The 22324-nt window shown below is 39.5% G+C and carries 19 protein-coding genes and 2 pseudogenes; 1 reads left to right on the forward strand and 20 read right to left on the reverse strand.

Annotated features, from left to right (window positions below; all coding sequences use genetic code 11):
- The first annotated feature begins 108 nt into the window (after positions 1-108).
- Positions 109-1971: a DNA helicase RecQ gene (gene recQ / locus ACWJAO_RS07355; RefSeq protein ID WP_449139787.1), complete on the forward strand. Its 1863-nt coding sequence runs from the start codon at positions 109-111 to the stop codon at positions 1969-1971.
- Positions 1972-2022: 51 nt separating this feature from the next.
- Here the strand turns inward: recQ and ACWJAO_RS07360 are convergent, their stop codons facing one another.
- From ACWJAO_RS07360 to ACWJAO_RS07455, 20 genes and pseudogenes are all read right to left on the reverse strand, one after another.
- Positions 2023-3588 (reverse strand): ATP-binding protein, encoded by a 1566-nt coding sequence (locus ACWJAO_RS07360; RefSeq protein WP_449139788.1) that lies wholly within the window; start codon positions 3586-3588, stop codon positions 2023-2025.
- 155 nt (positions 3589-3743) lie between these two features.
- Positions 3744-4532 carry a hypothetical protein gene (locus tag ACWJAO_RS07365; protein WP_449139789.1) on the reverse strand — a complete coding sequence of 263 codons (789 nt, stop codon included), beginning with the start codon at positions 4530-4532 and terminating at the stop codon, positions 3744-3746.
- A complete protein-coding gene (locus tag ACWJAO_RS07370) occupies positions 4513-5844 on the reverse strand; it encodes an AAA family ATPase (protein WP_449139790.1) in 1332 nt (443 codons plus the stop codon). The genes ACWJAO_RS07365 and ACWJAO_RS07370 overlap by 20 nt, the downstream gene beginning before the upstream one ends.
- A gap of 205 nt (positions 5845-6049) precedes the next feature.
- Positions 6050-7165, reverse strand: coding sequence for an MraY family glycosyltransferase (locus ACWJAO_RS07375; protein WP_317576554.1), 1116 nt, complete (start codon positions 7163-7165; stop codon positions 6050-6052).
- Positions 7166-7185: 20 nt separating this feature from the next.
- The gene (locus ACWJAO_RS07380; RefSeq protein WP_144150784.1) at positions 7186-7953 is read right to left on the reverse strand and encodes a glycosyltransferase family 2 protein; all 768 of its coding nucleotides are present in this window, start codon (positions 7951-7953) and stop codon (positions 7186-7188) included.
- A gap of 59 nt (positions 7954-8012) precedes the next feature.
- A complete protein-coding gene (locus ACWJAO_RS07385; RefSeq protein ID WP_260849543.1) occupies positions 8013-8573 on the reverse strand; it encodes a WcaF family extracellular polysaccharide biosynthesis acetyltransferase in 561 nt (186 codons plus the stop codon).
- 362 nt (positions 8574-8935) lie between these two features.
- A complete protein-coding gene (locus ACWJAO_RS07390) occupies positions 8936-10141 on the reverse strand; it encodes a glycosyltransferase (RefSeq protein ID WP_287837788.1) in 1206 nt (401 codons plus the stop codon).
- A 9-nt stretch (positions 10142-10150) separates the two neighbouring features.
- Complete coding sequence (locus tag ACWJAO_RS07395; RefSeq protein WP_144150732.1) at positions 10151-11167, reverse strand: glycosyltransferase family 2 protein; 1017 nt, start codon at positions 11165-11167, stop codon at positions 10151-10153.
- A 10-nt stretch (positions 11168-11177) separates the two neighbouring features.
- A pseudogene (locus ACWJAO_RS07400) lies at positions 11178-12183 on the reverse strand (acyltransferase family protein).
- Positions 12176-13207, reverse strand: coding sequence for a CgeB family protein (locus tag ACWJAO_RS07405; protein WP_144150728.1), 1032 nt, complete (start codon positions 13205-13207; stop codon positions 12176-12178). The pseudogene ACWJAO_RS07400 and the gene ACWJAO_RS07405 overlap by 8 nt, the downstream one beginning before the upstream one ends.
- 26 nt (positions 13208-13233) lie before the next feature.
- A complete protein-coding gene (locus ACWJAO_RS07410; RefSeq protein WP_449139791.1) occupies positions 13234-14103 on the reverse strand; it encodes a sugar-transfer associated ATP-grasp domain-containing protein in 870 nt (289 codons plus the stop codon).
- A 49-nt stretch (positions 14104-14152) separates the two neighbouring features.
- Positions 14153-14359, reverse strand: a complete 207-nt coding sequence (locus ACWJAO_RS07415) for a hypothetical protein (protein WP_449139792.1) — start codon at positions 14357-14359, stop codon at positions 14153-14155.
- 33 nt (positions 14360-14392) lie between these two features.
- Positions 14393-14818 carry an ATP-grasp fold amidoligase family protein gene (locus tag ACWJAO_RS07420; protein ID WP_144150724.1) on the reverse strand — a complete coding sequence of 142 codons (426 nt, stop codon included), beginning with the start codon at positions 14816-14818 and terminating at the stop codon, positions 14393-14395.
- Positions 14812-15771 carry an ATP-grasp fold amidoligase family protein gene (locus tag ACWJAO_RS07425; protein WP_144150722.1) on the reverse strand — a complete coding sequence of 320 codons (960 nt, stop codon included), beginning with the start codon at positions 15769-15771 and terminating at the stop codon, positions 14812-14814. The genes ACWJAO_RS07420 and ACWJAO_RS07425 overlap by 7 nt, the downstream gene beginning before the upstream one ends.
- Positions 15761-17008, reverse strand: a complete 1248-nt coding sequence (locus ACWJAO_RS07430) for a hypothetical protein (protein ID WP_144150720.1) — start codon at positions 17006-17008, stop codon at positions 15761-15763. Before ACWJAO_RS07430 ends, ACWJAO_RS07425 begins: the two co-directional genes overlap by 11 nt.
- Positions 17001-18551: a hypothetical protein gene (locus ACWJAO_RS07435; RefSeq protein WP_449139793.1), complete on the reverse strand. Its 1551-nt coding sequence runs from the start codon at positions 18549-18551 to the stop codon at positions 17001-17003. The genes ACWJAO_RS07430 and ACWJAO_RS07435 overlap by 8 nt, the downstream gene beginning before the upstream one ends.
- Positions 18552-18740: 189 nt before the next feature.
- A complete protein-coding gene (gene rfbC, locus ACWJAO_RS07440; RefSeq protein WP_144150716.1) occupies positions 18741-19304 on the reverse strand; it encodes a dTDP-4-dehydrorhamnose 3,5-epimerase in 564 nt (187 codons plus the stop codon).
- A gap of 61 nt (positions 19305-19365) precedes the next feature.
- A complete protein-coding gene (locus tag ACWJAO_RS07445) occupies positions 19366-20427 on the reverse strand; it encodes an NAD-dependent epimerase/dehydratase family protein (RefSeq protein WP_287837794.1) in 1062 nt (353 codons plus the stop codon).
- A 2-nt stretch (positions 20428-20429) separates the two neighbouring features.
- A complete protein-coding gene (locus ACWJAO_RS07450; protein ID WP_449139794.1) occupies positions 20430-21749 on the reverse strand; it encodes a nucleotide sugar dehydrogenase in 1320 nt (439 codons plus the stop codon).
- Between the two features lie 178 nt (positions 21750-21927).
- A pseudogene (locus ACWJAO_RS07455) lies at positions 21928-22182 on the reverse strand (UDP binding domain-containing protein); the annotation flags it as partial.
- Positions 22183-22324 lie beyond the last annotated feature (142 nt).

Here is a 22324-nt window from a genome sequence, read left to right on the forward strand (position 1 = left end):
GCACTTTTTCTTGGAGAAAACTTTTATTTATGCAGATTATTCATTACCTTTGCATGAAAATCAAAACAAGAACATGCCGGTAAAGGCAGAAAACATAAAACGGCAATCATGCAGATAAACGAGATATTAAAAAGCTATTTTGGATACGATTCCTTCCGCCCCAACCAGGAAGCGATTATCAGAGAGGTAATGCAGGGACACGACTGTCTGGTTCTCATGCCGACTGGTGGTGGAAAGAGTCTGTGCTATCAGGTTCCCGCATTAGCAATGGAAGGTACCGCTGTGGTCATTTCACCGCTCATCAGTCTGATGCACGACCAGGTGGAGGCGCTCAAGGCAAACGGTATCCCGGCAGAGGCACTGAACAGCGGAAACGACACGACCGATGAACTCATCATCCGCCGCCGATGCGAGAAGGGAGAACTGAAACTCCTTTATGTTTCGCCCGAAAAACTCATCAGCGAGATACCTTATTTATTCAGCAACATCAAGATTTCGCTCTTTGCCGTTGACGAGGCCCACTGCATCAGTCAGTGGGGACACGATTTCCGTCCGGAGTATTCGCAACTCGGTATGCTGCACGAGAATTTCCGCAATGTCCCGGTGATGGCGCTCACAGCTACAGCCGACAAGATAACACGCGAAGATATCATACGCCAGCTTCATCTCAATGGGCAGACGTTCGTAAGCAGTTTCGACCGCCCCAACCTCTCCCTCACCGTAAGACAGGAGAGCACCAAAAAGGCAAAGCTCCAATACATCACCCGCTTCATCAGTAATCATCCGGAAGAAGCAGGCATCATCTACTGTCTCTCACGCAAGAACACCGAAATGGTGGCACAGGAGCTTATCGATCTGGGTATCAATGCCGCAGCCTATCACGCCGGAATGACTGCCCAGACCAGAGCATCAGTACAGGAGCGGTTCAAGATGGACCAGATTCAGGTGGTATGTGCAACCATCGCTTTCGGAATGGGCATCGACAAGAGTAATGTGCGCTGGGTAATCCACTATAATATGCCTAAAAGCATCGAGAGTTTCTATCAGGAAATAGGTAGAGCCGGAAGAGATGGAGCACTATCAGATACCGTACTGTTCTATTCGATGGCCGACATCATCACCCTCCGTTCTTTCTGTGAAGAAAGCGGACAGCGTGATGTGAACATGGAGAAACTGCGCCGCATGGAGGAATATGCCGAATCGAGAGTATGCCGACGACGCATTCTGCTGAATTATTTTGGCGAGACATCATCCTGCAACTGCGGCAACTGTGATGTTTGCAAGAATCCTCCACGCACCTTCGACGGCACCATCAGAGCACAGAAAGCCCTGAGTGCCGTGGTCCGTTCGGGTGAGCATATTGCAGTAGGTACCTGCATCGAGATTCTGAGAGGCATGCATTCTTCTGCCGTTGTGAAAAACAAATACAACGAGATGAAAACCTTCGGTGTGGGCAGGGATACAACATCTAAGGACTGGAATGCTTATCTGCTGCAGATGCTGCAGATGGGATTTTTCGAGATTGCCTACAACAACCACAACTACATGAAGGTTACCGATTTAGGCTGGAAGGTACTGAAGGGAGAACATCATGTTTCGCTGGCTTATATCGAAGAAGATGATAAAGCCACCCGCCCAAAGAGAACGGTACGCAACAGGAAGGGCGCCATCGCCCAGCCGGGAAATCTCATTCCTGAGGTGCATGCCGAACGTGTCATCTTCCAGGAAGACTCGAAAGGCGTGGAAGACAAAGGGCTCTTTGAACACCTCAGAAAGATACGCAAGAACCTTGCCGACGAACAGGGTTATCCTCCATATATCGTACTCAGCGACAAGAGCCTTCATGAACTCGCAAGAATAAAACCTACCACCAAGAATGCCATGAGCCTGATCAGTGGTATCGGAGAATTCAAGCTCAATAAATATGGCGATACCTTCATCAAGGCTATCAGGAAATATACAGGACTATAACAGAAATTTTCTGCATTTTCAGCTTGTCTTGCCTCAAGATACAATTCTGTCTTAAGATACAATCTTCCATTCCAGGCTGTTCACCTCGTCCTTCACAGAAAAGTTCAAGCCAATCTTCACCACCTTCTTGCCACTCATCTTGAAGGCGTCGGCATAGTGCTTTGCGTCTATCTGGGCGAGAGCCTCCTCGGCACTCTTGTTGAACTTCAGTTCCATCACGTAGATGGTATCATTCGTCTCCATCATAATATCGATTCTGCCCTTCGCTGTATGAGGTTCCACTAGGATGCTATAGTTGGTAAGCAGGGCAAACATGATGTAGAGCGTCTGCTGCCAATGCCCCTCGTAGTGGGTGTTGTCGCAGTAAGGCACCGTCTCCAGGAAGTCGTTCAGCAGGCAGAAAGCGGCATCCATATCCCCCTTCTTTACAAAGACCGACATCTTGGCGATGGTCGTGTTAGCCTTCGCCGACTTGTCCATCAGATAATGAGGCAAGAGACTACCATATAGCCCCACCCTTATCTCCTGGTTAGGCAATGCCAACTGATACAACTTTGTCGGTTTGTCATATCCCTTGATGGTGACATATCCACTCTGATAGAGCAAAGGTACGATGGTGGTCATCGTTTCTGTGGGGGCATCAAAGTCCTTCTTGCCCACCTCTATGGCCTCGCCAAGGTCTGCAGGCAAAAAATCATACTTTCTCATCATGTTGATTAGATAAGTAGGAGTGCCCGAGCCAAACCAGTAATCATCCATTCTGCCATCGGCAAAGCAATTGAGCAGACTGTAAGGATTGAAGACATCAGGAGATGGCCAAGTGAAGTGATAACCATCATAATGGTCTTTCAGCTCCTGGATGGTCTCCTCCCTGCTCAGTTCCAGATGCCCGGCAAGAGCGTTGATGTCATCGCTCATCTGGGTCAACATTTCCTCCTTGGTGATGCCGCAGATGCCGGCGTAAGGCTCATCCATGCTCACATTCTTGATGTTGTTCAGCTCGCTGAAGATGCTGAGCTGCGAGAACTTCGTGATACCCGTAAGGAACACGAAACGGAGCAATGGCTCGCAATCTTTCAAGGGACTGTAGAAATTGCGCATCGTATTGCGCAAGACATCGAGTTTTTCCTTCTCATGCGCCACATCCAGCAGCGGAGCGTCATATTCATCGATGAGCACCACAGCCTGCTTGCCAGTCTTTGCAGTAACTGTTCTTATCAAGTTGAGCAAACGAACGTTTGGGGCTGGAGAATTATAATCCACTCCAAACCTATCCTCATTTTCCTTCAATATATATAAGAGGTATTGATCCAGCTGTTCCTTCTCCATATGTTTGCCTCCAGCAAGGCTGAAGTGCAGCACGGGATATTCATTCCACTCTTTCTCCAGCTCCTCAATGGCAAGCCCCTTGAACAGTTCCTTCTTGCCTTCGAAATAACTCTTGAAGGTGGAAACCAGCAGCGACTTGCCGAAACGGCGTGGTCGGTTCAAGAAGAAATACTTTCCATCCGTATGGGTCATACGATAGACATATTCCGTCTTATCTACATAGAACTTATCCTCCTTGCGGATACGTTCAAATGTCTGAATTCCTATAGGATATAATTTTCTTGCCATAATCAAACGCTGTCTAATGAATTGCAAATATACATCAATTCTCCCAAACAACCAAGCATTTCTACGATTTTAACAAAAAAACAATCCCGGCCCAAAGATTCCTTTTTGAATCTCCGAGCCGGGAATATCTTGTATTTATATATATAGAGAGAGGATTAAAGTTCATCTAAATTAAAATCTGGATAATCCTCTGCGTAAATACTAAAACTTAAAAGATCATCATCTGTCATTTCATGCTTATGAGACTTCAAATCCTCCCATACTTCCGAGATGAGACTAGCTATCAGAGTTGCCTCTTCTGCTATGTAACAATACTTATAATAAGCTTTTCCCCACCATTGAAGACTTTTATAAATCTGTTGCCAAGATTTATTCTCCAACATCTTTGCAAAGTCTGCCTTGCCTTTTACAAAATCGTTGATTGACTGATAAGGCAAATCTTCTGGTGCGAGATAGGCCTTGCAAAACATCGTGGGACTCATTACGACCCACTCCTTTTTTGAAACATTGGAATACCTTTTAGAGAACATCCAATGAATCGCTTGTTGACACAGTAAACCATCAAAAACAAATATTGCCTTGTCAGAAACTAGACAAACAGCAGGATTCAACAGTTCAAGAGTATGCGATACTTTACGATTCAAGCTAGCAGTCTCTAGTCCATCAGTCGATTTATACCCCAACCTCAACTCAACCATTAGCAACTTACCGGTAGTCTTACGGTTATTTTCGTAATCAGCGATGCCTATTACCGCATCCATTGTAGCTTGCTTTTGCCCGCCACAAATCATAACCTCATAAGTATCCATGTCCAAACATTCGATTCGCTCGTCAAAAAAATTATCTTTATAATCCCTTTTACAAACGTCACTTAGTAGCGCCCCAGCTTTTTCATAAATGGGGTGCGACTCTACACACCCATTATCAAAGATCTGTATCGCCATATTGCTGAATCCTTTCCAATGCTATATTGAACGAATTGAAGATAGGCTCGATGTCACTGCCGAGAGGCTTAAAAGCATATTGAAACCCATCATCATCCACACTCTGAGCTAAATAGAAGTTTGTTTCATCCAAGATTTGTTCCTTCTTGGCTATTGCCTTGATGGCAGCGACAAAGTCAGGATTATGACTCGCCAAGACTATTTTCACTCCCAATGACTTACGGATAAGAATCAATAATCTAGCAAAGACAACAATCCACTGAGGGTGCAAATGAACTTCCGGCTCATCTATCATAAGAACCGTCTTGTCATCCAAATGACCATTCTTTATCAACTGGAAAAGATAGGCAAACGACTTCATACCAGTAGCGATTTTATCCAAAGGAAGCAACAGCTTGCCATCCTTGCGCTCATAATACATTTCTTTATTGCCCAACAAACTGTCAGAAACATTAATTTTTCCATTTAGGATTTCTGATATGCGATACAGCAAACGTATGTTTTGCTTATCATGACAACCATTTTCCTCTAGCATCAATTTTCTTAATCTTTGCCAAAATACATTTTTTAAGAAGTCATCCAAGCCGAAAGCCATTGGAGTGTCTATGTAAATCGCTTTGTCCAGATTAAAGAGAGAGCCTAATCTCCCATCAGATATAATGTTGACCCCTTCCTCTTGCAAGGAGATTTCAAAAGGAACCATCTCATCTTCATATAGATATGTATGAAGAAAAGACAAGACATCTGTCAAGGAGCGATCCTCACTTTTATACAATACCTCTTGCTGCATTTTATCTACCTGTAGGCTTATCAACTCTGCAAAAGCTTGAGCATTTCTAGCCTTTTCCTCACCATCCAAATTCTGATTCAAGAAATTGAGAACTCTGTCTTTTCGTTGTTCTTGAACATTCTCTGCATTCAAAAATTTATCTAGTTGTGAGGAAAATTCACCTATAAACAAATGTAGCTTAACCGTGTATTCGTCTATTGAGCCTAATGAGAAATTATCATCGAGTTTTAAATCGTCAACAGATTGCAAAATATTCTGTCCATTGTTAATGCCTCTATGTAGTTCCCACATTTCCCTGATGGCACGACTGATATTTTGTAACAATGAATTTATTTCTGTTTTATATCCTTTAACCAGATAGGAGTCAAAGTCCGTAGCAATATCTATCATATAATACAACCATCTAGATATAGTACTCTTACCACAGCCATTTGGTCCTGCCAGCACGGTGATACCATCTATCAGAATATCAGCCTCCTTGATAGCATGATAGTCATATATAGAAAAACGATACTTACTCATTTATTCAATTATTTATAATTAGTTTTCGCAAAGGTACAACTATTATATGAAAACACCTAAGATTTCATAGTTTTTAACACGAAAAGCCATCACACTACCCCCATGCAGCCACGCCCTCATCCACCCCCACAAACGCAAAAATCCCGGCCCAGAGATTCCACAGAATCTCTGAGCCGGGAATATCTTGGTATTTATATTTAGAGAATTATATTTCCTGTTTTGTCCTCCTGGTGTGCAGGATAACATCCAGGATAAGGTGGAACACAATCCATACCACGATGTCTATGCCCAGGATATACGTGATGTTGATATCCCCTATCAGCGCCACGTTGATCAGGATAAACATCAGCGAGAGCAGACAGATGCTTACCATCACCTGTCTCACCCTCAGTCCGCACCTCAGCAGCTTATGGTGGATATGGTTCTTGTCCGGCAAAAACGGGTTCTTCTTGTTTCTCAGCCGGTGACCCACCACTCTCACCACGTCGAGCAGCGGCACTAGCATGGTAGTAAACGCCAGTACCATGTTATAGTCGCTCACGGCACGGGGATGCACATCCACCGTACTCAGGTGAATCATCAGGAAGCTGATGATATATCCCAGAGAGAGCGAACCCGAATCGCCCATGAAGAGCTTCCTGCCCCTCATCTCGTTTCCAAACACATTATAATACCAGAACGGGATGATCACACCCAGTGCCGAGATACACAGCAGGGCATAGGAGTACAGTCCCAGCCAGATATGCAGCCCCGCCAGAGCCACAAGCGAGATGGCACAGAGCCCCGAAGCCAGACCATCGATACCGTCAATCAGATTGATGGCATTGGTAACATACACCACGATGAGCACGGTAAACGGCATGCCGAACCATGGTGAAACCTGATACACCCCGAAGAGACCGTCGAGTGACTTGATCCATACGCCCGAAGCCACGAGCAGGCTTGCCGCCAATATCTGCACCAGGAACTTCTTCTTATACCCCACTCCGATGAGATCATCGGCAAGCCCCACCAGAAAGAGCATCATGCTACCCACCAGCAGGGCGAGGTATTCATAGGGAGCCTCCCCCTGCATGCCCCCACTCTTCAGACCCATCAGATGATGTACCAGCACCAGACCACCCATGGTAATCAGCATCACGGGGAAGAACGACAGACCGCCCAGCCTTGGTATCGGAGCATGATGCACCTTTCTCTTATCAGGCATATCAAACAATCTCTTCTTATGAGAGATAAGCAGAATGTTAGGCAACACGATATTGGCAATGATTATCGCCACGATAAAGGCACCCAGCAAATAAAAATAAATTGGCTGAATCATATATCTATACTATTTTTTTTTTAGCATTTACTTTTTAATATTTCACCTATTTTATATAGATAGCGTAATCCCAGCAGGAAGATGTTAGAATACACACCGTTCTTTTTGAGCGCTTTCAGGTGGTCACGCATGATGTGCTTGTGGCTCTCTAATCCAGAGCTGGATGCTCCACCCGTACGCATGGTTACAAAGTCCTTGTTGATATAGTGCGTTTTAATTTTATTTACGAAGATAAGTCTCAGCAGATTTTCAAAGTCAGCTGCCACTCGATAGTTTTCAGCATCAAAGGCACCATATTTCTCATATACCTCTTTACGACAATAGAACGAAGGATGCGCAGGCATGAATCCCAATCTCATCATCCATCTTCTGAAAGGCTTGGAGCTATAGTATCTTACGCATTTCTTCAAGTCCTCATCGTCCACATAGTGTATGTCGCCATACACGGCATCCACCTTTTCATTCTCCAGAGTCCATGCGATGCAAGCCAATGCATCATCCGAAGTATAGAAGTCGTCCGAGTTAAGAATACCGATTACATCCCCCGTAGCCATCCTGATGCCCTTGTTCATGGCATCATAGATTCCCTTATCAGGTTCACTGATATACCTCATTCTCCCCTCAAACAGAGGTTCCATCTTCTTTACCACCTCAAGCGTATTGTCTTTCGAAGCCCCATCCACGACCAGCAATTCATAGTCGTGATAGGTTTGGGCGAGCACACTCTTCAGCGTATCGCCCACCGTCTTCCCGCTATTATACGTAGCGGTAATGATCGAAATTTTCAACATTTCTCGTAATATATATAAATTAGAATTGATTTCTGCTTCCGAATTTTGGGGGTGAATCATTTTGATATTGACCTTTCCCTCACCTTAACGGCAGGATTTCCCTGATACACGGCATACCCCTCAAGGCTATGATTGGCCACAGAGCCTACAGCAAGAACGGCGTGGGAACGAATGGTAACGTTAGGGCAAACCACAGACTGTGCTCCAATCCAGGCACCATCTTCTATGACGATGTTCCCAACAATCAAATCAAAGGTTGCCTTCTTGTAATTATGATTCCCGCAGAGGAGCATAGCCCCTTGGCTGATGCATACGTTATCGCCAATGGAAACCATCACAAGATTATCTATCCATACATTCTCACCTATCCATACATAGTTCCCGATAGTTAAGTTCCAGGGATATTTGATATTCACCGATGGTTTGATTACCACCCCTTTCCCTATTCTAGCCCCAAACAATCGCAGCAGCCTTATTTTCAAGCCGATAAAAGGTACAAGAGGATTGATAAAGAAGAGAATGTTCGTGAAATACCAAATAATAGATTTGATTTTCCCTGCCCCAGTATGATACCATGAATTATGATACCTCGAGAGGTCCACCCCCTCGCCATTCATTTTAGTCATAAGAAGAATAATGATTTTTAAAAAAAATATGTATTTTAGAAGACGGCAGCACTGCATAGGGTGTGCCACCCATCCGCCAGGATGTAGGAGTTACAGCAGCCAATTAAACATTAAAAAGCTTTCTCCATCACCGAGGCCAGTTTTCTCTGTCCCCTGGCATTGATATGGATGTCGTCACGATAGTCGTCGAGGGAGAATCCGCTGTCTATGTCCCTAATGAGCTTCACCCCGTTCTTCTGGCACCAGGCGATAATCTCCTGCTCATTTTATACTTGCCCACCTGCATCTCAGGCTTATCGTCATGCAGGAATAAAAACAATCAAGATAAACTAAACAGATTAAAATCTATTTAATCAACTATTTTCTCTCAACAAATCGTTATATAAAAGAACATAATCCATAAATCGATCGTCTTTGTTGAAATAATTCAAAGCTCTTTCCCGACAAACATCAGTATAATATGTCTGATCACCTTTACAGATATTTTCTATCGCATGCGCAAGCGCTGAAACATCACCTTGTTCTATTACAACACCCGTTTTTTCATCAACTGCTTCAGGACTTCCCCCTGTACGATAAGTAACTACAGGCGTTCCACATGCTAATGCCTCCAAATTTACTGTTGGAAATGTATCTGCATAGGTTGGATTAATGAAAACATTTGCAGACGAATAAAGTTTTACTAATTCTTCTACATTTTGAGTTCTTTCTAATCCTGTAATCCCATTAGGTAGTTTTTTTACTTGCTTCTCTGTTAGTCCTACCATGATTAATTCAAAACTATCAGATAACAATTTTCTCAATTGAAGGATATCATTAAATCCCTTATCATTATTCCAAACATTTGACACAGCCAAAACCCGAAATAATTTATTACTTGACAAAGCATTTAAAGGGCGAAATACATTCAAATCTATACCATTCCTAAAAACCTCAATTCGCTTATCCTGTAAAAAGGACTCTTCAACAAAATTAGCCATCCATTGCGAACAAGCAACAACTGACAGATTCTTACAATCCTGAAATAATTGCTTTTTCAGAAGCCAATGAACCTTAGACTTATCTAATAATGTATGAGGATATTTATCACGAAGTGGGCAATCGTGACAACCTGTTTTCCATCTGAAACAATCTTTTGTAACAAAATGAAAACAATGTCCAGTAAAAGCCCAACAATCATGAAATGTCCATACAACGGGAATATCAGAAGCTTTTAAATATTTAAAAAGCAGACGATAGTTAATGTAATGGTCATGAATATTATGCAACTGTATAACATCAGGTTTTATTTCCTCTATCTTTTCGATAAAATGACGAGTAGCTCTACGAGAGCACAACCCCTCATTATCAAATATACGCTGCTCACCAAAATGAAAAAATGTATCAAATCTGTTACCTATTCTAATCAGTTTATTAGCCGATGGATTAGAATATCTTCCATAAGCAATATAGCTCTTCCAGCCATATCTCATTGCTGTCTTTCCTATTTCCTCTGCTATTTTACCTGTTGATCCCCAATTAGCGGTAACATTGATTTGTAAAAGGGTCTTTTGTCTCATCTTCCGTTATCACAATTGCGGTCTATGACCAATTATTTTTTTCAAAGCAGCAATCAATTTATCACAACCTTTCACTCCCAATACAAGTAAACCAATATAATAAATATAGAAATAAACAGAAGAAGCAAAACCCATTTTCTTCAATTCTTTGGCGTATAGAGTAAATACTTTAATACCACTCTTTCTTTGTGCATTCAAGAAACCATATGAATACTTAGACATATTATGCTTAATTATCTTATTTGTATCATTATGGTATTTTTCTGCAATATAATCTATGAGTTTTACATACCAACCCATAAAGTTAAGAGAATTACTCATTGGATTAGAACCTGAAACATATAAACCCTGTTCTGCTTTACTCTTGCCAAAATATGGAGTACCACCTTCAATAGCTTGCGTTATAATAGTATGACAATAAGCAGATGGATAGATTCTACATACCTCTGCCAAAAGATAAAGCTGATAAAGAAGCGAACCATCAAAACGGTTTGTTTCAAACTGCTTGGCATATTCTCTTCTTATTGTAAAGCCTGAAATAAATACACTTTTATCAAACATTGCCATATACGTTTCATCAGAAGCCTCAAATCGTCTATCACAACTATAATATCTAAAATCCTGGTGACTACCATCTGCATAATTATTTCTGTAAGAACGCAAGATATATCCACAATCTTTATGTTTATATACAAAATCATAAAATTTATCTAATGCTCCTGATACAAAAAGGTCATCGTCACCCATAAAAAGGATAAATTCGCCACTTGCATTATTGATGAGATTTCGAAGATTACAATCATAGCCACAATTGTCTTCATTCTCAACATAAACCACATCATATTTGCTTTGACTCTTAAAGTCCTCTACCTGCTTACGAACTTCCAGTCTTTTAGGAGCTTTGTCCTCACATATTACAATTTCTATACCATCCACATACATGGTATCTATACTATCCAATAATCGTCTTATTTCTGCAGGACGATTGTAACTTGGAATACAAATCGAAAATAATTTACGGTCCATAATATATAATTTATTTTTTTCCGAACAATAAGCTTCCCAGTATTTTGCTTTTAGATAGCAGTCTGACGGCAACTATACATATCACAAAAACAAAGAAAGCCAAAAGCGGAGTTAGTATTAATATGTTAATTTCATAATTGAAGTTATTTAGATGTATTATCTTTGCCATAATTCTTTCGAGCAAGAATGTTTGTAATATATAAACACCTAAAGTATATTGTCCCGCTTTCGAGACTTTTTGCAAGAAAGCAGATTGACAATTATGACAAATATGATAAATAAGACTCATGATAAAAAAACTTCCAGCCAAACCTACAGCTATTCGAAAAATATATTTATATACATATTCCCCCAATCCGAAAGTCTTTTGCAAACATTCTTGTATAGAACCAAATCGCAGCCAAATGGATTCGTCAATATTCCAAAATGTCAAAAGTACGACGAAAACTATAAAACTACCATACAAAGCCTTTTTTTCCTCTATCCATCTATTACCTTTTTGATTTAACAACATTCCCGCAAGAAAGCATGGAAACATTCTTGTTATATCATACTTTCCAATAAAAAGAGATACAAATAATATGAGCAAAAATGCCCCCCCCATATCTAAGGGTATCTTTCATCGCATTTGCCATCCAACCAAACAAATAACAAATAAACACACTCTTTAAGAACCAAAAGTTCTCAATGACAGTTGTAAAAAAAGACAAATTATTACCTGACGTAAAATGCAAGAGAACATACGATAATATCCCCCAAGACACACAAGGCAGTATAAGCTGCTTTGCCTTCTTCATCACAATATCCCAAAATGACAGTTTCATAGAAGAGCTAGAAAAATATCCAGCTATCATCATGAACAACGGCATATGAAAACTTTGAATAGATCGCCACACCGCATCATGTGCAAACCCTTCCATTCCATAAATAAAATGCTGGATAGCATGTCCCCAAACTACAAGAAACATAGCCAACACCTTACATAAATCTAGATAAACCAATCTTTTTTTATCCATTTTTCACATCTAAATATAATTGTACTATTTCACGGCATCGATCAACCTCCGATCCTCCTAATTCATTCAATCTTTTATAACCATTTTTGGCTATACGATTAATTACTTCTGAATGTTTCAAAAGATAACTTGCCTTAGCGACCAATTCTTCTTCATTGCGAAAATAGACAGCACATTCATCTTCTGGGAACATTTTGTCCATATCATCAGTGTAGGCTGACAACATGAGAGTCTGAGTTGCAGGTATTTCAAAACAACGCCTGGTATAAGTATCACTGTTCCACTTAGAGAAAAGCACCAGACAGATTTGCGACCTGTTAATAGTATGGTTATATTCCTTGCCACGCACGCCAGACTTGATTACGTCTTTTATCTGTTCATAGAGTGGAGCCTCTTCCCAGGAGTCACCATTAAAAACTGTTATTGGTAAGCCTGCATCCACCAGAGCCTTGATATATTTATCACGTCCATCATTCTCAAAATGAGCAATAAAAGAAATAGGAATATCTTTCTCGCACGCTTCTTTATAATTATTCTTGGCAATAAAATATGGTAGGAGGATTTTCACATTTTTACCTCCCACTTTTTCATAGTCTAGTATGTTCTTTTTCCTATATACATAGTTCACGTCTGCTAGAGGGATTATCGACCTAAAATGGCGATAGTATCCATTGCTTGGAATCGTTTTAAATGGGTCATCATTATTGTAAGTAAAAATAAAGTTACCCATCGCCTTCAACTTCTTGATGGTACTTGGCCAGATGTTATAACAGCGATACAGAAAGATGAAATCAGGACTCAACTTCTCTGCCATTTTCAAAATATCGTGGTTATAGAAATATAGCTTGAAACCATAATGATAACGAGTTTGCAACCTTGAGAAGATGTGTTTAATGCAACTATCATTATAAAGATAGTCATCATAGTCAACAATCTTCACCTCATGCCCCAGACTCTTAAATCCTGAGAGGAAGGCAGGTGCATACATCGGTTGTCCAAATGAACCTACTAACAAAATCTTCATAACACATATTTTTTCATTCTTGTTTTTTAAATATATAAAGCCAGCGTGTTGTCGCTCAAATGCTTCTCACAATATTCCTTGATTTCTTCCGTATATTCACCCAGAGCTGGCTGTCCCGTGAATTGGAAAATCCACATACTGAAACCATTTATGTTATATTCAATTAGGATTGGTTCGCCATTCTTTTGGATGGCAACATCCAGTGCCAACAATCGATGATGCGGCACACATTTCCCTACTTCCTTGGCAAAGCCAACAATTTTGTCCCAGTTGGGCACGTTAAAATTATACTTGGAGAAATCTACCCCATTGAAGACATTTTGCTTAACACCATACTGATCAAAGACAACATTACTCATCTTACCACTTTTAGATATACCTACAAATCTACCTCCAGCATGGCCATTATCAACATAGTTACCCTTACTGCCTATTCTCATAACAGAAGCAATGACATGACATTCCTCATCTTTAACCGAACGATAGACGGCGAGGCGTAAGGTATTGACAGAAGTATCGCAAAACTGGCTCATGAAGTCAGATTGTACGATAGCCTCCTGCAAGATGAAATCGCTGCCTCCATTTTTCTCCAACCAGTCGTATGTAAGTCTTCCATTATTCTTAGCATGAATAAAGCCACCATCATGCTTGCAGAACAACTCCACTCCATTACCAGAACAGGATTCAATGGAAGGTTTGACGATTATTTTATCTGCGCAACAGTTATCTAGGAGAGAATCTAATGTCTTGGAGTCTATATCAGTTCTCTGATAATTACAGTCGTAATAATGACCCTGAATTTTCCTCAGTATAGTCTTTGGGCAGAATCCCGCAGGTAAAATTCTCTCAAAGAAATTCTTGTCAGAATAGAATCCCACCATTTTTTCTGGATTCAATATGGGTTCTATCACGTAATGGCAAGTTGTCTCAGGTAAAATTCTCAAATCATCGCCCATATATTGATAAAACACCCTGTAAGTTTCCTTCAATGGATTTACTCCCAAGATCTTCCAGTACCCCCCCCCATTTTTCCTCACCTGGGCTAGCGGCATTAGGGATATTGTTGACTTTCAGCATATAAGCATACTGCTTACTGTAAATAGAGCAGAAACGCCCAATATACAGTTGCTTGATAAATTTCTTAATCTTCATATTTTTAAAAATTTGTTTTACATTATTATTTTCTTACACATTGAGAGTTATCATATCTCCCATTCTATCGTTCCAATCCATCGGTCTGAAAGAGCCAAAAGCATCAGCAGGGAAGAAAGTTATCTCGCCGAAGTAAGGTCGATGGTTTATCTCATAAAAGTCTATTCTGGAGAAAGGAAGTTTGTTGGCTAACTTGGCCGCCAACAATTTCATTTCCGAAAAGCTATCAGGACAAGGTATGTCTTGCTCACTGTTTTGAACATTATCATTCAAGCCAACCAAGCCAACCAAGTGCTCCCATTGCATGTCAAAGAAGTCAATTTTCTCGTCAGTGTTTCTATCGGAGATAACCTGACAGTATGTTGGTACACCATCAAAGCAAAAAAACTTGTAGTCACGAAGGTCATTTTCTGCTATAGAATCGAGATGAAGTGATAGAGTACAACCCTCATTTACAATAAGGTATCCGCGATAGGGGGTAAAACGATGAGTTCTCCTAGCTTTTCATCCCATGATTCGGGAGAGAATTTAGCTAAGCCACTAGAATCAAAGAAAGTTAATTCGCCAAAGAACACTTTATTGTCTATTTCATAAAAATCTGTACGGACTTGAGGTATGCCAACAGAAAGTTCTTCTGCCAATTTCTTCATTTCTTCAAAATGCTTAGGAAGTTTTACCTCACCTTTGAAATTATCACTACCCTGTTTTAGGTCGAGATGATTTAAATGCATATCATAGTAATCAAAGCAAACCTTATTGGCACGATCACTAGCTACAAATAAGACTTTAGGTTTACCATTGAAACAGAAAAATTTATAATCTATCAATTCTTCAGGTTTTTGATTTGCATTATCATTAATACAGAAACTTGGTGCTTCCATCATAAATTTCTCTGCAAAGATTTTTTTCTCAACATTCTTGTATGGCCATTCTCTGCCATCCCAATACATATCTCGCTTCATGGCAGCCTTTAACTTGCTAACCGCTTTTGACTTATCAAAAGTCTTTTTATCTCGACAAATACAAATACTTCCTGAATCATGGTTACACTTCAAGACAAACTGATTAGGCAAGGCATCGAAGTCTATATCCTCAGGCTTGTCCCATACACCAAGAGTTGGGATAACATATTGTTCACCGATTTTTTGAGCCACATAGTCTTTCACCTTCACTTTGTCTACCATCATAGTATATTCAGGTTTACGATTATAGACCTTGAGCCACTGTAGCTTTTCATTGAAAGTCTTTGGATTCTTCCAGTTAATAAACTTGCCACAAAAGCAGCGATACTGTATAGTTAAGTACCACTTGTCTGGCACGCACTTTTTTAAAGGTGTCGCATTTATCAAGTAATACACTAGCCAAAAAGCACCATCTTTAGAGAAAAGATGTGTCCATAAATTATTTTTCATTTTCAATATTTATTGTTTTTGGAATCAAACTATTCAAAATATAAAATATCAAAACACCATATAAAGCAAACTTAAATATCTGAATCGGATAATAAGCAAACCATCTTGGTGTTGATACGATAACTAATAAGGCATAATATTTCCAATAAACAGAATTAGAATAGAAAAAACTGTTTACCACCTTAACAACCCAAAGAGCAAAGAAACCAACACCTGCAGCCCAGCCCCAACAATAAGAGAAAGTAGAAATTAATCCACCACCTCCTGAATAATAAAGATTTTGTTTGTATGAAGAAAGATTAGCTAAACCTGGCAAGAAATTTGAAGGAACAAAAATTGACATAAAAAAATAGACTAATGATTTTAATCTATCTTCTAACGTTAAAGCTCCAATGTCAATCATATAATGAAGACGCATAGAGGCATAAAACACAAAGCTAGCATTTCCATCCTTTTTACTTAAAGTAAATCCAGAACTATCAACACCAGAACGGAAGTACCCCCAAAAGTTTAAAAATATATAACCGAAAGCAACCGCTAACAAAACATGTTTAAATTTAAAATTATTAAAGAATCGAATAAGGAATATTGATATCAACAACATAACTGTTGATATACGCCCCCCATACAGCAAATCCTTTATAACAAATATAAAACATACGAAATACACCAAAAATCTTTCATTAGATTTCCTTGCATATATCAATGCACAAGTTATAAATATAATAGAATATTCAAATACAGATGACCTAGCGCTTTCACCCCTGCCATAGCCACCAGACTCGAAAATATTTTTTCCAGATACTCCTAAGATTACACATAAAAAAGCAATACTTAGAGCCAACCAAAAACCTAATTGGTTCTCTACTAGAATAGTTTGTTTAACCAATCTTACGTCATTTGGAACTTCATATTTAATAAAAGTTGAAAGAAATAATAAGAAAAACAAAAGACAATGACTAGCAAAGAATACGGTATCTGTGTTTTCTGCTGTTGTTATTCTAATTATATGTTGCTTGAACCCGAACAAATATCCTAAAGGCTCAACACAATAACTCATTATAAAAATAGAAATAAAAAACATAGGAAAATTTTGTTTTAACAAAGAATTTCCTATCATTTTGGCATTAATAATAATAAGCCCTAATCCCGTTGCATACATACATAAAATATTAGTCGGCAATAAGAAACCAACTAAAGCATATGTAAGCATAACTAAAAAAAACACGTTATTCATTATTTTTAAACAAAATGTTTACTTTATAGAAAAAACTAAAGAACATATTGCTTATCACCATCCTCTCCGAATTTCGTAAAGAAATAAAGAAAATAGCACAGGCATATACAGAAAAGAAGAATATAAATTGCAGTATAAACATCCAAAGAGAGAAATTAACAAACGAACCCAAATACCAAATAATACAATACAGAGAAAAAGGGGCAATTAGACGCAAAACAACATTAACTATGTATTTTCTAAACGATAAACCTACATTCAATTTGCAAAATACAAGGCATAAAATCGATCCTATAATTTCAATTATTGCGTAAGAAACAAAAGCCCAATGGATATTAACACCCACATACAACAAAATAGCTATTAAAAAAGTTGTAAAAAATTTAAGCGTATCAATTACGATTGTATAATTTTTTATATTACCTACCGCTTGTATTGACGCTGAATAGCCTACAGTGGCTTGATCAAATAAGGTACCTATAATAATAACAGAACAGAAAAAAGACGTATTAGTTGGTACCTTACCTAACCATAATGTAAGCAAATTCTGCATGTTAAATAATATAGGTATTGCAAAAACAGAAAGTAGCAAGAAACCTAATTTACACCCAGTTTCAGACAGTCGTAACATTTTATCTCTTTCACCTTCACCCTCTGCGGCTATCACCTGAGGTTTTATTGCTGTTAATAAAGCTGCAGAAACAGCCCCCAGAGCAGCATTAATCTGTAAAGAGATACCATATGCAGCATTTATAACTGTACCAAAAAACTTATTTAAAACCATGGCGATGCCTTGAACTCTACCAAATATACATAAAGTACCATAAGTCGTCCAGCAAGCAAAGGAAATAAGTTCCTTTATCTTAGACTTTGATAAATATGATAAATTAAGCTTAGTGCATTCCCTGTAACAATGAATAACATAAAAATAAAACGCAAAAAAGTTAAAAAATGAAACAACAACCATCAAGCAACCATACCATATCAATCTATCACCCGAAATTACTGAAATACAACATGCAATCAACAATTTTAAAATCCCTTCCAACACATCTATAATAGAAATAAAGACTATATTCTCGTGAGAGAGTAATACCGCACGACAAGGTGCTGTAACTAAAGCAACAAGCAACATTAATACCATTGCTATATAAACGACCTTTGCTGCAAAAAGCCGATTACTATTAATATTTAAAAAGCCATCAAATAAATAAAACATCAAGCCAATCATACACAACGAAAGGAATACTCCTAAACAAATATGTATAACTAAACTATTAACAACGTAGCCTCTTAGAATACCAAGTGATTTTACAGATCTATTTTGATTAAATGACAAATACCTTTGAGTCGTACTGGAAAGAGCATTTGTTATAAAATACAACATAGATACTACTCCAGCAACCAATGTATAAATACCATAATCTCCTGACCCAAGAGATTCTAAGACTAAACGTGTAGAATAAAGAGACAATAATACATTCAATATTGTTCTAGCATATTGAGATAACGTATTGACTAACAATCTTGTTATTGGTTTCATATTGATTTTATATTAATCAATTAAATATTTACTTTTTAAAAATAATTAATTGTTAAATTTTTCAGTTTTACAAAAAGCTTACTCAATGCATTGACTGGCTCAAACTTAATGTCTCACTTGCCAAGCGCTTCTTCGGTAAACAGGGAAGATGGGCTATTGCCATATTGTATATTGAAATCTTAATTGTTATTATTTTAACACAAATTCAAATGGACTATCAAAGTCCTTCAACATCTCATGCTTCATATCTTTCTCTGAGAGTATAGCCTGCTCAGTTGGTATCTTCCAATCAATACCTAAGCTATCATCAAGAATACTGATACCTCCATCAGCTTCTGGATGATAAAACTCGTCACACTTATATTGAAACACTGCCGTCTCACTCAATACAGCAAAGCCATGAGCAAAACCTTTTGGGATGAAGAACTGGCGATGATTATTCTCCGTTAGTTCCACAGCCACATGCTTACCATAGGTAGGTGAACCCTTGCGTATATCCACAGCTACATCCAGTACTCTGCCCTTCACGCAGCGCACCAGTTTGCTTTGAGTAAAAGGTGGACGCTGGAAATGCAAGCCTCGCATCACACCATAACTACTCATACTCTCATTATCTTGGCAGAATTCAATATGACCTACCTTCTCATCAAACTCTCGTTGAGAAAAACTCTCGAAAAAATAGCCACGAGAGTCCTTGAAGAGGCGTGGTTCCAGAATGCATACCCCTTCTATTTCCGTTTTTATTACGTTCATTGCTAATTTAAAAACAACTTCTTATCAATGTCTATGACAATGATTTTATCAAACTGATTCTTTATTTTACTCCATAATATCCCTTATACCACTGCGCAAAGACTCTTAATCCATCTCGCAATGATGTATTAGGTTTATACCCGAAATCTTCCTCTAATGGTGTAGTATCAGCATAAGTAACTGGCACATCACCAGGCTGCATCGCCACCAGTTCCTTATGCGCCTCGAAATCATAATCCTTCGGAAGCACACCTGCACGAATCAACTCTTCCTGCAAAATCGTAACAAAATCTAAAAGATTTTCAGGATGGCTGTTACCAATATTATATACCTTGTATGGTGGGATAGGCAAACCGTCCTCGCCCACTCGCTTCTCCGGCGCATGCTGCATCACTCTTACGATGCCCTCTACAATATCATCTATATAAGTAAAATCACGCTTGCAGTTTCCATAATTGAAAATCTTGATGGTTTCACCATTTACCAGTTTATTGGTAAAACCGAAATATGCCATATCAGGACGACCTGCAGGACCATATACAGTAAAGAAACGCAAACCAGTACTTGGGATATTATAAAGCTTAGAGTATGCATGAGCCATCAACTCGTTGCTCTTCTTGGTAGCAGCATACAGACTTACAGGATTATCTACCTTATCATCAGTAGAATAAGGAACCTTCTTGTTGCTTCCATAAACAGATGATGAAGAAGCATAAACCAGATGCTCTACCTCGTGATGGCGGCAAGCCTCCAGGATGTTATAGAATCCTATGAGATTGCTCTGAATATAAGCATCAGGATTCGTAATACTATAACGTACGCCTGCCTGAGCTGCAAGATTCACCACTACAGAAATCTTGTTTTTTGAGAAGATTTCCTCTACAGCTTCCTTGTTGGCAATGGAGTCATGAACGAATGTCCAATCCTTACCTAAAGCTTCTATCTCCTTCAATCGCTCATACTTGATGTTCACATCATAGTAATCGGTAATACTATCGATACCAATTACCTTGATGTTCTTAGCATCATTAAAAAGGCGCTTTACAAGATTACTGCCGATGAATCCGGCAGCACCTGTCACCAAGATGGTCTTACCATCTAGACTAATATCATAATCTACCATAACTAGTCTCTTCTAAATATATCTCTTGTATATACCTTATCTTTTACATCATCCAAACAGGCATCATAGCGGTTAGCTATGATGGCTTGGCTCTGTGCCTTGAATGCATCCATATCATTTACTACTTTGCTTCCGAAGAAGGTACTGCCATTCTCTAATGTAGGCTCGTAGATAATTACCTCTGCACCTTTCGCCTTGATACGCTTCATAATGCCCTGGATGGCAGACTGGCGGAAGTTATCACTGTTACTCTTCATCGTCAGGCGATAAACTCCTATCACACAGTTGTGCTCCTTGCTTGCATCATAGCTACTATTCTCATTATAGTAGCCAGCCTTTCTGAGTACGGCATCGGCAATATAGTCTTCTCTTGTACGGTTACTCTCTACAATTGCCTCTATCAGGTTCTCTGGAACATCGGCATAGTTTGCCAGGAGCTGCTTGGTATCCTTTGGGAGACAGTAACCACCATATCCGAAACTTGGATTATTGTAATGCGTTCCAATACGTGGGTCAAGGCCTATGCCATCAATGATTGCCTTGGTATCCAAGCCCTTGACTTCGGCGTATGTATCCAATTCATTGAAGTAACTTACTCTTAGGGCAAGATAGGTATTGGCGAAGAGCTTGACGGCTTCTGCTTCCTTCATGCCCATAAAGAGTGTATCGATATTTTCCTTAATGGCTCCTTCCTGGAGCAAAGCGGCAAAAGTTTTGGCTGCTTCTTTCAACTTTTCTACATCAGTAACCTTCAAGATTGCCTCATTTTCTTCTGCGAACTCAGGACGATCTAGCAGCTTAGGATAGCCTACGATGATACGGCTTGGATAGAGATTATCATAGAGTGCCTTGCTCTCTCGGAGGAACTCTGGGGAGAAAAGGAGATTGAATTGCTTCACCCCCTTCTGGGCATACTTCTGATATAGGCTTCGGGTGTAACCTACTGGGATGGTACTCTTGATTACCATCACTGCATCGGGATTTACCTCCAGCACCAAGTCGATAACTTCTTCTACATGAGTGGTATCGAAGAAGTTCTTCACTGGGTCGTAGTTCGTTGGTGCTGCAATGACTACGAAGTCGGCATCTTTGTAAGCTGACTTGCCATCCAAGGTAGCTGTAAGATGCAGAGGCTTCTCTGCCAGATACTTCTCGATATACTCATCCTGTATCGGTGATATATGATGATTCAGTTTATCTACTTTCTCGGGAATTACATCTACTGCTGTTACCTCATGGTGCTGGGATAAAAGCGTAGCAATACTAAGTCCTACGTAACCGGTTCCGGCTACGGCAATTTTTAATTGAGTAAAATTACGCATAGTTTTAAGTTCTTGAATAATAAGCATCCTGAGTCTCTTTCGGTGGGTCAGTTTCCGAAAGAGAGCTGTAGGATGCCTTGTAGGTGGAGTATGTAGTGCCCACACTACCAAGCTACTTTTCGCTAGTGTTGATTTGCTGGGGCAATTGAATTCTTCCCTGTAGGAGGTGCGGCATCTCCTAGTCTCTCCGGAAGATATCTCGTGTATATACCTTATCTTGTACATCATCCAAACAAGCATCATAGCGGTTGGCGATAATCGCCTGGCTCTGAGACTTGAAAGCATCCATATCATTCACCACCTTGCTACCAAAGAAGGTGGTACCGTCCTCCAATGTAGGCTCGTAGATAATCACCTCTGCACCCTTTGCCTTGATTCGCTTCATGATGCCCTGGATGGCAGACTGGCGGAAGTTATCGCTGTTGCTCTTCATCATGGATTACTACATTTACCTCAGTTCGGGATAACGAGCTCTATCTAAAGGCTTTATAATGTTTTTATATAAGGGACACAGAGGCTTGGCAACCATCTATATATCTTGGATGGTTGCTGAGACAAAATCCTCATGTAAAATA

Source organism: Segatella sp. (genome assembly GCF_977051555.1).